The sequence below is a fragment of the Burkholderia sp. BDU5 genome (genome assembly GCF_001522845.1).
GTDB lineage: Bacteria > Pseudomonadota > Gammaproteobacteria > Burkholderiales > Burkholderiaceae > Burkholderia > Burkholderia mayonis.
Map to the genome: position 1 here is coordinate 145,553 of NZ_LOWC01000145.1, position 13,176 is coordinate 158,728.

The 13,176-nt window shown below is 66.6% G+C and carries 11 protein-coding genes and 3 pseudogenes; 8 read left to right on the forward strand and 6 right to left on the reverse strand.

The features are described from left to right. The first annotated feature begins 346 nt into the window (after nucleotides 1–346). From hyfB to WS69_RS23445, 7 genes are all read left to right on the forward strand, one after another. Nucleotides 347–2,353, forward strand: coding sequence for a hydrogenase 4 subunit B (gene hyfB, locus WS69_RS23415; protein WP_059473050.1), 2,007 nt, complete (start codon nucleotides 347–349; stop codon nucleotides 2,351–2,353). Further along, entirely contained in the window at nucleotides 2,347–3,297 is a 951-nt protein-coding gene (locus WS69_RS23420; protein ID WP_059473051.1) for a respiratory chain complex I subunit 1 family protein, read from the forward strand. The genes hyfB and WS69_RS23420 overlap by 7 nt, the downstream gene beginning before the upstream one ends. Then, nucleotides 3,298–3,957: a formate hydrogenlyase gene (locus tag WS69_RS23425; protein ID WP_010118847.1), complete on the forward strand. Its 660-nt coding sequence runs from the start codon at nucleotides 3,298–3,300 to the stop codon at nucleotides 3,955–3,957. Then, nucleotides 3,950–5,410 carry a hydrogenase 4 subunit F gene (locus WS69_RS23430; RefSeq protein ID WP_059473052.1) on the forward strand — a complete coding sequence of 487 codons (1,461 nt, stop codon included), beginning with the start codon at nucleotides 3,950–3,952 and terminating at the stop codon, nucleotides 5,408–5,410. Before WS69_RS23425 ends, WS69_RS23430 begins: the two co-directional genes overlap by 8 nt. 3 nt (nucleotides 5,411–5,413) lie before the next feature. Next, nucleotides 5,414–7,027 carry a hydrogenase large subunit gene (locus WS69_RS23435; protein WP_059473053.1) on the forward strand — a complete coding sequence of 538 codons (1,614 nt, stop codon included), beginning with the start codon at nucleotides 5,414–5,416 and terminating at the stop codon, nucleotides 7,025–7,027. Next, nucleotides 7,027–7,551, forward strand: coding sequence for an NADH-quinone oxidoreductase subunit B family protein (locus WS69_RS23440; protein ID WP_059473054.1), 525 nt, complete (start codon nucleotides 7,027–7,029; stop codon nucleotides 7,549–7,551). The genes WS69_RS23435 and WS69_RS23440 overlap by 1 nt, the downstream gene beginning before the upstream one ends. A gap of 448 nt (nucleotides 7,552–7,999) precedes the next feature. Continuing rightward, nucleotides 8,000–8,416, forward strand: coding sequence for a hypothetical protein (locus tag WS69_RS23445; RefSeq protein WP_059473055.1), 417 nt, complete (start codon nucleotides 8,000–8,002; stop codon nucleotides 8,414–8,416). A gap of 443 nt (nucleotides 8,417–8,859) precedes the next feature. On the opposite strand, the gene WS69_RS23450 is transcribed toward WS69_RS23445, so the two are convergent. Beyond that, nucleotides 8,860–9,819 carry a universal stress protein gene (locus WS69_RS23450; RefSeq protein ID WP_059473056.1) on the reverse strand — a complete coding sequence of 320 codons (960 nt, stop codon included), beginning with the start codon at nucleotides 9,817–9,819 and terminating at the stop codon, nucleotides 8,860–8,862. Between the two features lie 20 nt (nucleotides 9,820–9,839). Continuing rightward, on the reverse strand, nucleotides 9,840–10,076 hold the full coding sequence (locus WS69_RS23455; protein ID WP_156438354.1) for a hypothetical protein: 237 nt from the start codon (nucleotides 10,074–10,076) through the stop codon (nucleotides 9,840–9,842). A 126-nt stretch (nucleotides 10,077–10,202) separates the two neighbouring features. Between WS69_RS23455 and WS69_RS23460 the strand changes: the two are divergent. Next, a pseudogene (locus tag WS69_RS23460) lies at nucleotides 10,203–10,460 on the forward strand (DUF2249 domain-containing protein). Here the strand turns inward: WS69_RS23460 and WS69_RS35355 are convergent. The 4 genes and pseudogenes from WS69_RS35355 to WS69_RS23470 form a co-directional block, all read right to left on the reverse strand. Beyond that, the gene (locus WS69_RS35355) at nucleotides 10,447–10,578 is read right to left on the reverse strand and encodes a hypothetical protein (RefSeq protein WP_257791911.1); all 132 of its coding nucleotides are present in this window, start codon (nucleotides 10,576–10,578) and stop codon (nucleotides 10,447–10,449) included. The pseudogene WS69_RS23460 and the gene WS69_RS35355 sit on opposite strands and share 14 nt — an antisense overlap. Before the next feature lie 182 nt (nucleotides 10,579–10,760). Further along, nucleotides 10,761–11,480 (reverse strand): annotated as a pseudogene (locus WS69_RS23465) (AEC family transporter); the annotation flags it as partial. Further along, nucleotides 11,473–11,699, reverse strand: a pseudogene (locus tag WS69_RS35055) (TauD/TfdA family dioxygenase); the annotation flags it as partial. The pseudogenes WS69_RS23465 and WS69_RS35055, both read right to left, overlap by 8 nt. Nucleotides 11,700–12,294: 595 nt before the next feature. Further along, nucleotides 12,295–13,083 carry a hydroxyethylthiazole kinase gene (locus WS69_RS23470; RefSeq protein WP_059473082.1) on the reverse strand — a complete coding sequence of 263 codons (789 nt, stop codon included), beginning with the start codon at nucleotides 13,081–13,083 and terminating at the stop codon, nucleotides 12,295–12,297. Nucleotides 13,084–13,176 lie beyond the last annotated feature (93 nt).

The window sequence follows — 13,176 nt, forward strand, 5'->3', positions numbered from 1 at the left end:
TCCTGCTCACCTAGCCGGGGACGGGCGTGTTCGGGCGCCGAACAGTCGCGACGCGTACCGGGGAACGAGGTGATGCGTATCGGCGCGTATGGTGACAGATCGACAATGGTGCTAGGATGATAACGCCATTATCATACTCTTGTAACGAGATGGTCCTGCGATGACGCCCGGCTCGACGCACCGAATCGACGAGGAGAAAGAGGAGACGCGCTGCCCGAGCGCGCGTCGCGCACGCTGCGGCGCCGCATGCGCGCGGCTTTTCGCCGCTTGCGCGGCGTGCGGCGCTTCGCCATACTCGTTCGCACGTCCGTTGGCGCGGCGCTAGGCGATCCACGAGTCAGACAACATGGAACAGGGCCTGCTTCTCCGATGCGTGCTGCTCGTCGCTGTCGCGTGGCTCGTGCTCGGCTGCGCCGGACTCGCGAACCTGCGCCGCACCGGCGTGGTCGCACACGGGCTCTTTCCGCTCGGCGCGCTCGCCGGACTCGCGCTGGCGGGCGCCGGCTTCGCCGGCGTGTTCGCCGCGCCGTCCACCGTCGTGCTGCCGCTTGGCCTGCCCGATCTGCCGTTCCATCTGCGCATCGACGCGCTGTCCTCCTATTTCCTGTTCGTGCTCGGCGTGGTGACGGCGGGCGTCGGCGCATTCTCGTCCGGCTATTTCCGCAAGGGCGAGGGCACGGCGCCCGGCCTCATCTGCTTCGAATACCACGTCTGTGTTGCGAGCATGGTGCTGCTGCTCGTCGCGGACGACGCCTATTGCTTCATGGTCGCGTGGGAGACGCTGACGCTGTCGGCAACCTTCCTCGTGATGACGAACCACCGGATCGCCGAGATCCGCCGCGCCGCGTTCCTGTACTTCCTGATCTCGCACGTCGGCGCGCTCGCGCTCCTGCTGTGCTTCGGGCTGCTGCAGGCGGGCACGGGCGACTATGCGTTCGCGAACATGCGCGCCCAGCATCTCGACGGGCTCGCGGCGTCGGCCGCGTTCGTGCTCGCGCTCGTCGGCTTCGGCGCGAAGGCGGGCATCTACCCGCTGCACGTGTGGCTGCCGGCCGCGCATCCGGCCGCGCCGTCGCCCGTGTCCGCGCTGCTGAGCGGCTTCGTGCTGAAGGTCGGTCTGTACGGCATCCTGCGGACGGTTCTCGATCTGCTGCACGTGCAGGTTGCATGGTGGGGCGTGCTGATGCTCGCGCTCGGCCTCTTCAGCGCGCTGCTCGGCGTCGTGTTCAGCACGATCCAGACCGACATGAAGCGGCTGCTCGCGTACTCGTCGATCGACAATATCGGCCTGATGTGTGTGAGCCTCGGTCTCACGATCCTGTTCCTCGGCTACCGTCTGCCCGCGCTCGCGGCGCTGTCGCTGACGGCGCTCCTGTATCAGATCGTCGCGCACGCGTGCTTCAAGAGTTTGCTGTTTCTCGGCACGGGCGCGGTGCTGCACGCGACAGGCGAACGCAATCTCGGGCGGCTAGGCGGCCTGATCCGCTTCATGCCGTGGACCGCGTGGGCGATGCTCGCCGCCGTCGCCGCGAGCGCGGGGCTGCCGCCGTCGAGCGGCTTCGTGTCGGAGTGGCTGCTCGTGCAGAGCTTCCTCTTCACGCCGGGTCTGCCCGATTCGGTGCTCGGGATGACGGTGCCGCTCGTCGCCGCGCTCGTCGCGCTGACCGCGGCGCTCGCCGGCTACACGATGGTCAAGTTCTTCGGCATCGTGTTCCTCGGTCAGCCGCGCGAGGCGAAGCTCGCGCGCGCGCGCGACGCGAGTCCGTGGGAGCGCGTCGCGTTTTGCTGGTTCGCGGCGGCGGGCGTGCTGCTCGGCCTCGCGCCTGTCCAGTACGCAAAGGTGCTCGACGCGGTGACGCGCTCGCTGATCGGCGCGGGTATCGGCGGCGTCAACCACGGCTGGCTGCTGTTCGCGCCCGTGTCCACCGCGCGCGCGAGCTACATGCCGGCGCTCTTCATGCTGTTCTTCCTCGCGTGCTGCGCGCTCGCGTGGCTGCTCGTGCGGCGCTTCTACCACGGGCGGCTCAGGCGCTCCGCGCCGTGGTCGTGCGGCCATCCGTCCGTGACCGCGCGGATGCAGGACACGGCCGAAGGCTTCGGCCAGCCGATCCGCGAGATCTTCACGCCGTTCTTCCGGATCGAGCGGCAGTTGCCGTCGCCGTACGACCGGCAGCCGGAATACCGGATGAGCGTCGCGGACCGCACGTGGCATCTGCTCTACGAGCCGATCGCCGCGCTCGTGAGCCGTGTCGCGGCGCTCGTCGGGCTGCTGCAGACGGGCCGCATCGCGATCTATCTGACGTACAGCTTCGCCGTGCTGATCGTTCTCCTGACGGTGGTGAGACCATGGTAACCGCCTCAGGCATCCTGTCGCAGACACTCGAGATTCTCGTCGCGCTCGCGGCCGCGCCGCTGTTGACGGGCTGGGTCAACCAGTGCCGCGCGTGGCTGCAGAACCGCCGCGCGCCGAGCATCTGGCAGCCGTACCGGATGCTGCACAAGCTGTTCAACAAGGAATCGGTCGTCGCGGAGCACGCGAGCCCGCTGTTTCGCGGCGCGCCTTACGTCGTGTGGGCGGCGATGACGCTCGCGTGCGCGATCGTGCCGACGCTGTCGACCGAACTGCCGTTCTCGCCCGCCGCCGACGCGATCGCGCTCGTCGGCCTGTTCGCGCTCGCGCGCGTCGCGCTGTCGCTCGCGGCGATGGATATCGGCACCGCGTTCGGTACGCTCGGCGCGCGCCGCGAGATGCTGATCGGCTTTCTCGCGGAGCCGGCGCTGCTGATGGTGCTGTTCTCGGCGTCGCTGATCACGCAGTCGACGCTCCTGACGAGCATCGTCGCGACGCTCGGCCATCGCGAGCTCGTGATCTATCCGAGTCTCGCGTTCGCGGGGATCGCGTTCACGCTCGTGTCGCTCGCGGAAAATGCGCGGCTGCCGGTCGACAACCCGACGACGCATCTCGAGCTGACGATGATCCACGAGGCGCTGATCCTCGAATATTCGGGCCGCCATCTCGCGCTGATGGAATGGGCGGCGAGCCTCAAGCTCTTCGCGTATTCGTGCATTGGCCTCGCGCTCTTCATGCCGTGGGGGATCGCCGAGGCGGGCAATCCGCTCGCGCTGCTGTTCGCGCTGCCGGCGCTCTTCGTGAAGCTTTTCGTCGGCGGCGCGGCGCTTGCGGTCGTCGAGACGACGAACGCGAAGATGCGCCTCTTTCGCGTGCCCGAATTCCTCGCGACCGCGTTCCTGCTCGCGGTGATCGGCATGCTCGTCCATTTCCTGCTGGGGGCGTAGATGCACGGCTACGCGACCCAGCTCATCAATTTCCTCGCGGCGATCCTGCTGTTGCTGTCGTTCGCGATGCTGAGCCAGCGGCGAATCCTGTCGCTGATCCATCTGTATACGCTGCAGGGCGTCGCGCTCGTGTCGGCGAACCTGATCCTGGGCTTCGTGACCGCGGACACGCACCTGTACGTGTCCGCCGCGCTCACGCTGCTGCTGAAGGTCGGGCTGATCCCGTGGATCCTCTACCGGCTCGTGCAGCGGCTGAACGTGAAGGCCGATGTCGAGCCGCTCCTCAACATCCCGACGACGCTCGTCGCCGGCATCGCGCTCGTGATCGTCGCGTTCAACGTCGCGGCGCCGATCAGCCGGCTCGCCGAATCGGCCGCGCGCGGCACGCTCGGCATCGCGCTCGCGTGCGTGCTGCTGTCGTTCATGATGATGATCACGCGCGCGAAGGCGATTCCGCAGGTGATCGGCTTCCTGTCGATGGAAAACGGTCTGTTCTTCGCGGCCGCAGCGGCGACGAACGGAATGCCGATGATCGTCGAGCTCGGGATCGGGCTCGACGTGCTCGTCGGGATCCTGATCCTCGGCGTGTTCATGTTCCAGATCCGCGAGCAGTTCGATAGCCTCGACATACACCATCTCGAGAAACTGAAAGATGATTGACGTCTATCTGCTGCTGGCGTCGCTCGGCATGCCGCTCGTCGCGGGCGGGTGCCTTGCGTTCGTGCGGCGGCAGCACGTCGCGCGCGCGCTGAACGCGGGCTTCAGTTTCCTCACGTGCGCGGCGGCGCTGCTGCTCGCCGCGCGCACGGTCGCGCACGGGCCGATGTTCGCGCTGGGCGGGCTGTTCTTCGTCGATGCGTTCAACGTGTTCCTCGTCGCGCTGACGGCGTTCGTCGGCTGGACGACGTCGCTGTTCTCGAATCCGTACATGCGCATCGAGCAGGACCGCGGCAAGATGAGCGACGGGCGGATGCGGCTCTATCACTGCATGTACCAGCTGTTCATCTTCGCGATGCTGCTCGCGCTGCTGACGAACAACGTCGGCGTGCTGTGGGTCGCGATGGAGGCGGCGACGCTCGCGACGGTGCTGCTCGTCAGCGTCTACCGGACCGCGGCGAGCCTCGAAGCCGCGTGGAAGTACTTCATTCTGTGCGGCGTCGGCATCGCGCAGGCGCTGTTCGGCACGATCCTGCTGTATCTCGCGGCGGGCCGGCGGCTCGCTGACGGCGACGCGCTGTTGTGGACGAGCCTGAATGCCGTCAAGACGCAGCTCGATCCGACGATCGTGTCGATCGCGTTCGTGTTCCTGCTCGTCGGCTACGGAACCAAGGTCGGGCTCGTGCCGATGCACAGCTGGCTGCCCGACGCGCACGCCGAAGGCCCGACGCCGATCTCGGCGGTGCTGTCCGGGCTGCTGCTGAACGTCGCGCTGTACGCGGTGCTGCGCTGCAAGGTGCTCGCCGACGGCGCGCTCGGCAACGGCCTGCCCGGCCGTCTGCTCGTCGGCTTCGGGCTCGTGTCGGTGCTCGTCGCATCGTTTTCGCTGTTCCGGCAGAAGGACGTGAAGCGGCTGTTCTCGTATTCGTCGATCGAGCACATGGGGCTGATGACGTTCGCGTTCGGCTTGGGCGGCCCGGTCGCGACGTTCGCCGGGCTGCTGCACATGACGGTCCATTCGCTCGTCAAGTCGGCGATTTTCTTCACGGTCGGGCACGCGGCGCAGAAGGCGCGCACGCAGGCGATCGACGGCATTCAGGGGCTCTTGCAGGTGAGCCCGACGGTCGGCTGGGGAATGATGCTGGGCGCGCTCGCGATCCTTGGCATGCCGCCGTTCGGCGTGTTCGCGAGCGAATTCCTGATCCTGACGATGGCGATCGCGAAGCTGCCGTGGAGCGCGCCGTTCCTGCTCGTCGCGCTCGCGGCGGCGTTCGCGGCGATCTTCATGCGCGTGCAGCGGATGGTGTTCGGCGAATCGAACGTCGCGACGCTCGAACATCCGCCGGCGCTGTTGCCGGTATTCGTGCATCTCGGCCTCGGCTTGATGCTGGGGCTCTACGTGCCGCCGTATCTCGCGACCTGGTATCGGCAGGCGGCGGCGATGATCGCGGGGTAGGCGATGCGGATCGAATCGTTCCACATTCCCGGCCAAACGCGCTTGGCGAGCGCGGCGGGGCAGCCGCGCGTCGTGTTCGCATCGATCGACGCCGACGCGTGGACGCGCGCCGCTGCGACGATCCGCGAAGCGGGCGGGCGGCTCGTCACGCTATGGGGCGGCGAGCCCGTCGCGGGCCGCCTCGAGATGCGCGCGGCGTACGAGCTGGACGACGGCCTGCTGTGGCTGCGGCTGCCGGTCGAGCCGGCGACGGACGAAGCGGGAGACTACCCGGATCTGTCGACGCTTTTCGCGAGCGCGACGCGAATGCAGCGCGCGGTCTTCGACCTCGTCGGGCTGCGCGCGCGCGGCGCGGGCGATACGCGGCCATGGCTCGATCACGGCGCATGGCCGCACGATTACCATCCACTGCGCAAGAACGCGGCGGGCCAGGCGCGCTTCGACGGCGCGACGGTCGACTATCCGTTCGTGCCGGTCGCGGGCGACGGCGTGCATGAGATCGCGGTCGGGCCGATTCACGCGGGCGTGATCGAGCCCGGCCATTTCCGCTTTTCGGTCGTCGGCGAGAAGGTGCTGCGGCTCGAAGAACGGCTCGGCTATGCGCATCGCGGCGTCGAGCGGCTGTTCGAGCGCGCGGATGCGCTGGCGGGCAGCCGGCTCGCCGCGCGCGTCGCCGGCGATTCGACGGTCGCGTTCACGTGGGCGTATTGCATGGCGCTCGAACAGGCGATGAAGATCCGTGTGCCGGACCGCGCGCTGCGGCTGCGCGGGCTGCTGCTCGAGCGCGAGCGCGTCGCGAATCATCTCGGCGACCTCGGCGCGCTCGGCAACGACGCGGGCTTCGCGGTCGGCCTCGCGCAGTTCTCGCGGCTCAAGGAAGACTGGCTGCGTCTGAACGACCGGATCTTCGGGCATCGCTATCTGATGGAGCGAATCGTGCCCGGCGGCGTCGAGCGGGACATCGCGGCGGACGACGCCGCGGCGATCGCCGCGCAGTGCGACCGGATCGAGGCCGAGGTGCGCGCCATGCAGACGATCTACGACGATCAGTCCGGCTTGCAGGACCGCTTCGCGGGTACGGGGCGGCTCACCGCGCAGACGGCCGCGCATTTCGGCGTCTGCGGGCTCGCCGCGCGCGCGAGCGGGCGGGCGCGCGACGTGCGCGTCGACCATCGGCTCGCGCCGTACGATGCGGTCCCCGTCGACGTCGTCAGCGATGAGCGCGGCGACGTCGCCGCGCGGGTCGCGGTGCGTTTTGCAGAGACGTACGAATCGATGCGGGCGATGCGCGCGCTGCTTGCTGATCCGCCTGGCGACGGGATTGCCGCGCCGGTTGCATCCGTTGCGGACGCGCCGAGCGGCTCGGGTGATACGCGAGCGGCAGGACGCGGCACGGACGATGCGCGGCGCGGCGTCGGCTGGATCGAAGGCTGGCGCGGCCCGGTGCTCGTCGCGCTCGAACTCGGCGCGCGCGGCGACGTTGCGCGCTGCCATTGCCACGATCCGTCGTGGCACAACTGGCCGGCGCTCGAACATGCGATCATCGGCAACATCGTTCCCGACTTTCCGTTGATCAACAAGTCGTTCAACTTGAACTACGCGGGGCACGACCTGTAATGTGGCAGCTCATCAGACAGATCGCACGCACCGGATGGCCGGACGAGCCCGCGCCGCCCGGCGAAGACGCGTGGCAGCGCGATGCGCAGCCCATCCGGCAGGACATCCTCGACATCCTCGGGCGCGCGCTGTGCATCCGCGCGATCGACGCCGGCTCGTGCAACGGCTGCGAGCTCGAGCTGCATGCGCTCGGCAATCCGTACTACAACATCGAGGGGCTGGGGATCAAGTTCGTCGCGAGCCCACGGCATGCGGACATGCTGCTGATCACCGGGCCGTTGACGCTTAACATGCGGGACGCCGTGCGGCTCGCGTACGACGCGACGCCCGCGCCGAAGCTCGTCGTCGCGGCGGGCGATTGCGCATGCACGGGCGGCGTGTTCGCGGACAGCTATGCGGTGTGCGGGCCGCTCGAGAAACTCGTGCCGGTCGATCTGACGATTCCGGGCTGCCCGCCGCGGCCGATCGACCTGCTGCGCGGGATTCGCGGCGCGCTCGCGCATACGCGCACGGGCGGGCGTTGATCCCAACGTAACGCCGACGCTCCGCAGTTCCTGGCCGGGAAAGGCGGCGGCGGGATTTGGGCCGGCGGCGGCGCCGCCGCGTCACAACGCGAATCTCGAGCACGGACCTGCGGATTCCTCCCTACATCGAGACACACTCAAACCGTTCGATTGGCGCGTTGCCGCAGTCAGGCGCGAACGCATACGCGGCCCGCGAACATATCCATTTTTGACGTAAGGGAATTCCTACATCTGCTGCGCAGAATCCTACGCCGCTCTCGTCTTTTGCTGATTTCCAATCAGGCACTTTTTATCGCACTCTTGTTGAATCGAAAAATACAAAAAGTTGCCGCGCCTGCTCGAAGCTGTACCTAGTTCGTACGCCAGCCAGTTTCCCGAAAGACGCGAAAACTCACTGTCAAAGCCAATTTCGGCCGAGCGAGCAACGGAATAAAAAGGCACGAAGTCGATGGGATTACTGCGGAGTTTCCGAGCCTGGCGCAAGCTGCGCCGCCTGCCGTCGATCAAAATCGAGACGAAGGCGGCCGAAGCGAAGATCGAGCCCGCGGCGCATGCGAAATGGGCGGTAGTTATCCGCAATGCGGAAGGCGCGCGAGTCGGCGAAGCGATATACGGTCTTTCGCAGCTGACCGACCGGCTGTACGTGCATAGCCTCGAGATCGCGCCGTCGGAGCGTCGGCGCGGCTACGCGCTCGCGTTCCTGATGATGCTGAACCGTTACTACAAGGTGCCGATCGTGCCGACGGGCGAGACGCCGGGCGGCGGCCCCTTCTGGGTCAGCGTGAGCAAGCTCGGGCCGGGCGGACTGGCCGTGCTGCTCGATGAAAAGACGGACGGCGCGGACAAACCTCGCTCGGGTGCATAGCGGAGCGCGTGAGCCGGCGAATGAGCGAAGCGAGTCGCGGGCGGCGAGCGGCTACTGCGTTTTGTCGATGTGGCTGTTTCGTCGACTCGGGATTCTGGACAATGCCGGTAGCCGCAGGTGAAAACCGCAAGCGACAGCGCCGGTGCTCGATCAAATACGTGGAAGGAGACGAGGCCGGGTGCCGCGTGCGGATACCTTTCGTTTCCGGATGATGGTGACGCGGCGAAAGCGCGGCGGCGATGGGCGCGGTGTTTGGGAGAGGCGAATTGCTTCGCCGTGGTCGACACTTGCGAATCCCGTTTGAGCAACTCCGAATCGCGAGCTGACTTCGCGTCGGAACCGACACCGAAACGAGGTCCAAATGCTTGCGCCATCGCGTTTGCCCAAACGTTCGCAAAGCAAAACAATCGGCCGCTGCATGTCGCAGCGGCCGCTTTCGCGCCTCAGGCCGCCGGCCGGTGCACGAGCAGCAGCGGAATCTGCGTGAGCCGCGCGACGCGCAACGCGATGCTGCCGAGCAGCCAGCGCGACACGCCGCGTCTGCCGTGCGTGCCCATCACGAGCAGGTCGGCGGGCCAGCGATCGGCTTCGCGGACGATCGTGTGCGCGACGTCGTCGCTCGTGCGGTCGGTGCTGACGACTGCGGCGCTCGACTGGCCCGGCGCGTCGTCGAGCAACTGGCGCGCCACCGCCAGCGCCTTTTCGCTTTCCTCGACGAACGCGTCTTCGAGCACGTGGATCGGCACGAAATCGGTGAGTCGCACCGCGCGGTCGATCACGTAGATCGCGCGCAAATGCGTGTCGGACGTCGCGAATTGCGCGCCGTACCGCAATGCGTGTGTGGCGATCGGGCTGCCGTCGGTGGCGAGCATGATGCGCTTCGGCGCATGCTCGGCGATCTCGATGCCGGGCGGCACGACGAGGATCGCGCAATCCGTCTTCGCGAACAGCGGTTCGGACACGCTGCGGTCGACCCAGCGCAGCAGCCCTTGAGACTGGCGCGAGCCGACGACGAGAAGATCGGCGCCCCAGTCACGCGTTTCGTCGAGGAGGGCGTCGACGACGTCGCCGCCTTTCTTCGCGAGATCGACGATCGCCGTTTCGGCGGCGACGTCGGCGCGGCCGAACGCATGCGTTGCGTCGCCGAGCGCATTCGATGCGTCGTTGACGAGCTCGACGTGCGCCGCCGCGAATTCGGACGGCGCGAACGTGTGCGGCAGCGTATACGCGCGCGGCGTGTCGACGACGCTGACGAAGCGCACGGTCGCGCCGGCGGGCACCACGAGCTTCAGATAGGCGACTGCGCGCAGCGATGCCTTCGACGCATCGATCGCGACGAGAATGCGTTTGGGCTGCGATAACGGGGCGTGGTTCGAGGTATCGGCGGACATCGGCGGCTCCATCGACGTGCTGGACAGATCATTTATTTATTTTGCGGCAGCGGCCCCGGTATTCGTTGAGCGAAATCAATCTTTTCGAGCACGACGGAATGGCACATGCGCGGCGTCGGCGCGCCGCGAATTGCCGGGAACGCCTCACCGGCGCGGCGATTCGCGGTGAACGCGACGCCGATCGCGCCGGCTTTGCGCGATGGGATCGGATCGAAGCGCTGTTGTGCGAGCTGGAACGCGCACATAGAATGGTTGCTCGCAATATGCATCTATTCATGCCGAATCGATCCCAGCCGCGCCGCGTCCATCAAGTGGCGCGCGCCGGCTCGTCTGGCAGGACATTACGTGCACCATCGTTTCTTCATCCGAGTGACATCCGATAAGGACTTCCGATCATGTTGCAGCCGCATCTCCCTCTTTCTCCGACCGCGATCTATTCGTTCGACGCGCGTGGCGTCGCGAAGCGATTCCGTCATGCGGCGATCTTCGGTGCGCTCGATGCGCTTTAGTCGGGCGAAACCATGCACTTCGTCAACGATCACGATCAGCTTTCGCTCTTCAACCAGAATCGCCTGCACTATGGCGAGCGGGTCGGCATCGAGTACCGGCAGCGCGAACCCGGGGCGATCGTGATCGATTTCATCGCCCAATGACCGACGCCGCCCGCCGCGCGGGCTGCACCTCGGCCGTGGCGGCATCCGCGTCGCCCGACGATGCCGCGTTGTTCCGCGAGCTCTGCAGGCGCGCGTTCGCCGGCTGCTGCTCGAACATGCGGACGACGCCGACGTCATCATGCTGCATCGCTGATGCGCGGCAGTCTCGCCGCGCGGCGCAAGCGGAACGGATGCGCGCTGCGTCGCGGAACAAGCGCTGCGCTCGCGTTTGAGCGCAGCGCGACCTGTCCGTGCTCGCGAACAGCCGAAAGGCGGAAATCGGAAATCGAACCCCTCCGTCTAACCGACAACCAGTTTCGTCGAAGCCAGCATCAACGGCAGCCCGGCGAGCGCGAGCCCGGTCGACACGAGGATCATGCCTGCGATGTCTTCCGTCGGGCCGTCGTATTGTTGTGCGATCAGGTGGCTCAGCACCGCGATGGGCATCGTGCATTGAACGACGAACGCGCCCGCCGCGACGCTCGGCAATCCGAGCAGGTACGCGAGCCCGAGCCCGACGCCGAGTCCGCCCGCGACGCGCACGACCGCGAGCGCCGCGACCCGATGCAAGCCGGCGAGCCGGATGCTCGCGAGCGACGCGCCGAGCATCAGCAGCATCAGCGGCGGCGCCATGTTGCCGAGTTGCGTCGAGGCCGCCGCGAGCGGCGCGGGCAGGTGCAGGCCGTTCAACGCCATGAAGAGCGCGACGACGACCGCCCAGATCGCCGGGCTCGCAGCGATCGATTTCCACGATGCATGACCGGACAGCAGCCAGACGCCGATCGTGAAATGGCCGATCTGCACGAGCGCGGAGAATGCGACCGCATACAGCAGACCTGGCTCGCCGAACGCGAAAAGCGCGACGGGCAAGCCGAGATTCGACGTATTGGGCAGCATCAGCGATGGCATGTATTACCGCAGCGGCAGCTTCAGCACGCGCAGGAAGAGTGCGCCGAGCGCCGCGAAGCATACGAGCGCGACGGCTCCCGCGGCGAACGTGTGGACGAGCACGCGCGCCGTCCGTATGCGGCCGATGCGCTTCGTGCGACGAGTCGATGTGTCCTCGCAGTCGAGAATCACGAAGGCGTAACGATTGAAGGTTCCGATCATGTCGGATAGCTCGTCGTCGGTCATCGTGCGGGGAGAGTGGGCGGGCAGCGTCACTTTGGTCAGCGGCAACGTGCTGTCGAACGGTTGACGAAGCGATTGCGCAGAAATGCTGGAAGTCAGAGTCAACATAATCGGCCCTCGGGACATGGATTGCACACGGTTTTCGCCCAAGTGTTTCGCTAATGCTAATTAACGGACGCCGTCTCCGCCTGCCTCTCTTTCCATTGCCTGTCGCCTATATTGCAAAAGCATAAATGCGCTGCAAGATAGTTTGCAAATAGATTGATGGGTCTGTTTCCGGATTGGAAAGTCGGAATGGGGCGCGATGCGGTGTTTTATTGATGGAACTCATTTTATTTCTGCATCGCGTGCAATGGCGGAATTCAAGCGCTATTGCATTCTGGATGTTGGGGGCTGTTCAAGCGTCAGGCGCGCAATACAAGCGTCGGCGTCATGTCGGAATATGCAAATGGGCGAAATTATTGAATATTTCCTGATTGACGATCGCATCCGATATTCGGTACTGGGCGAGAAAAACTTCGAGTGTTTTAAAGCATGAGGAATGAAGGGGCGGGCTTGGCGCAGGTACCGATTCGCGAATTCGATTGCGGCCTCATGCATGTCGCGGCGCGCTTCGGATGCGACGGAGAAGAAGGCGGACGAGACGGCCGTGCGCGAGATACGTGAACGGCGCGCGTCTCGTCAAGCAAAACGTTTCAAACATTTATTCGGCTGGCGCGAGCAACGACAATTCGTCGACGAACCGGACGGCGAACGAAGCGGTGCCGCGCGCCTCCGCCGCGCGCTCCGCAGCAATCGCGTAGATCGCATGCGCCGCCCCCGTCGCGAGCAGCGGCGCGCCGCGTTGCGCAAGGAGCGCCGCGATCAACGCGCCGAGTGCGCATCCGGCCCCCGTCACGCGCGTCAAGCGTGCGTCGCCGCCTGCGATCGCGAGCGTGTCGACGCCATCCGTCACATAGTCGGTCGGCCCGCTCACCGCGACGATCGCGCCGCTGCGCCGCGCGAGATCGCCAATGAACGCGAGCGCGTTTTCCGAGCTCGCAGTCGTGTCGACGCCTTTGCCGGCCGCGGCGCCGCCCGCGAGCGCGATCAGCTCGCTCGCGTTGCCTCGGATCACGGTCGGCTTGAACGCGAGCAGGTCGCGCACGATCGCGTCGTATTCGGGCGCGCCCGCGCCGACCGCGACCGGATCGAGCACCCAGCGCGTATCCGCTTCGGCGGCGGCGCGCGCGGCCGCACGCAGCGTGTCGGCGCCGCTGCTCATCAGTGCGGCGGTGTTGATCCACAGCGCGTCGGCGCCGGCGCCGGCGCCGAAGCGTGCGGGCCAGTCGGCCGCCGCGCCGATTGCGGGCGCCGCGCCGACGGCGAGCAATACGTTGGCGCTGAGATTCGCCGCGACGTAGTTCGTGAGTCCGTAGACGAACGGCGCGGCTTGCTTGAGCGCGGCCAACTCGTGGCGGACGGACGGCGTATTCCAGGAGATCGATTTCATGTGGTGGTTCCTCGTCGCATTCGAGCATTCGAGCATTCGAGCACGCATGCGCGAATGCTTGCGCATGCGTGAAACGCGCTCTGATGTCTTTCG

What these genes read in the sequence shown, in the direction of transcription:
- WS69_RS23440 (WP_059473054.1), top strand. Translation starts at nt 7,027, where the DNA reads ATGTGGCAGCTCATCAGACAGATCGCACGCACCGGATGGCCGGACGAG.
- hyfB (WP_059473050.1), top strand. Translation starts at nt 347, where the DNA reads ATGGAACAGGGCCTGCTTCTCCGATGCGTGCTGCTCGTCGCTGTCGCG.
- WS69_RS23435 (WP_059473053.1), top strand. Translation starts at nt 5,414, where the DNA reads ATGCGGATCGAATCGTTCCACATTCCCGGCCAAACGCGCTTGGCGAGC.
- WS69_RS23450 (WP_059473056.1), bottom strand. Translation starts at nt 9,819, where the DNA reads ATGGAGCCGCCGATGTCCGCCGATACCTCGAACCACGCCCCGTTATCG.
- WS69_RS23445 (WP_059473055.1), top strand. Translation starts at nt 8,000, where the DNA reads ATGGGATTACTGCGGAGTTTCCGAGCCTGGCGCAAGCTGCGCCGCCTG.
- WS69_RS23455 (WP_156438354.1), bottom strand. Translation starts at nt 10,076, where the DNA reads ATGCATATTGCGAGCAACCATTCTATGTGCGCGTTCCAGCTCGCACAA.
- WS69_RS23470 (WP_059473082.1), bottom strand. Translation starts at nt 13,083, where the DNA reads ATGAAATCGATCTCCTGGAATACGCCGTCCGTCCGCCACGAGTTGGCC.
- WS69_RS23430 (WP_059473052.1), top strand. Translation starts at nt 3,950, where the DNA reads ATGATTGACGTCTATCTGCTGCTGGCGTCGCTCGGCATGCCGCTCGTC.
- WS69_RS23420 (WP_059473051.1), top strand. Translation starts at nt 2,347, where the DNA reads ATGGTAACCGCCTCAGGCATCCTGTCGCAGACACTCGAGATTCTCGTC.
- WS69_RS35355 (WP_257791911.1), bottom strand. Translation starts at nt 10,578, where the DNA reads ATGTTCGAGCAGCAGCCGGCGAACGCGCGCCTGCAGAGCTCGCGGAAC.
- WS69_RS23425 (WP_010118847.1), top strand. Translation starts at nt 3,298, where the DNA reads ATGCACGGCTACGCGACCCAGCTCATCAATTTCCTCGCGGCGATCCTG.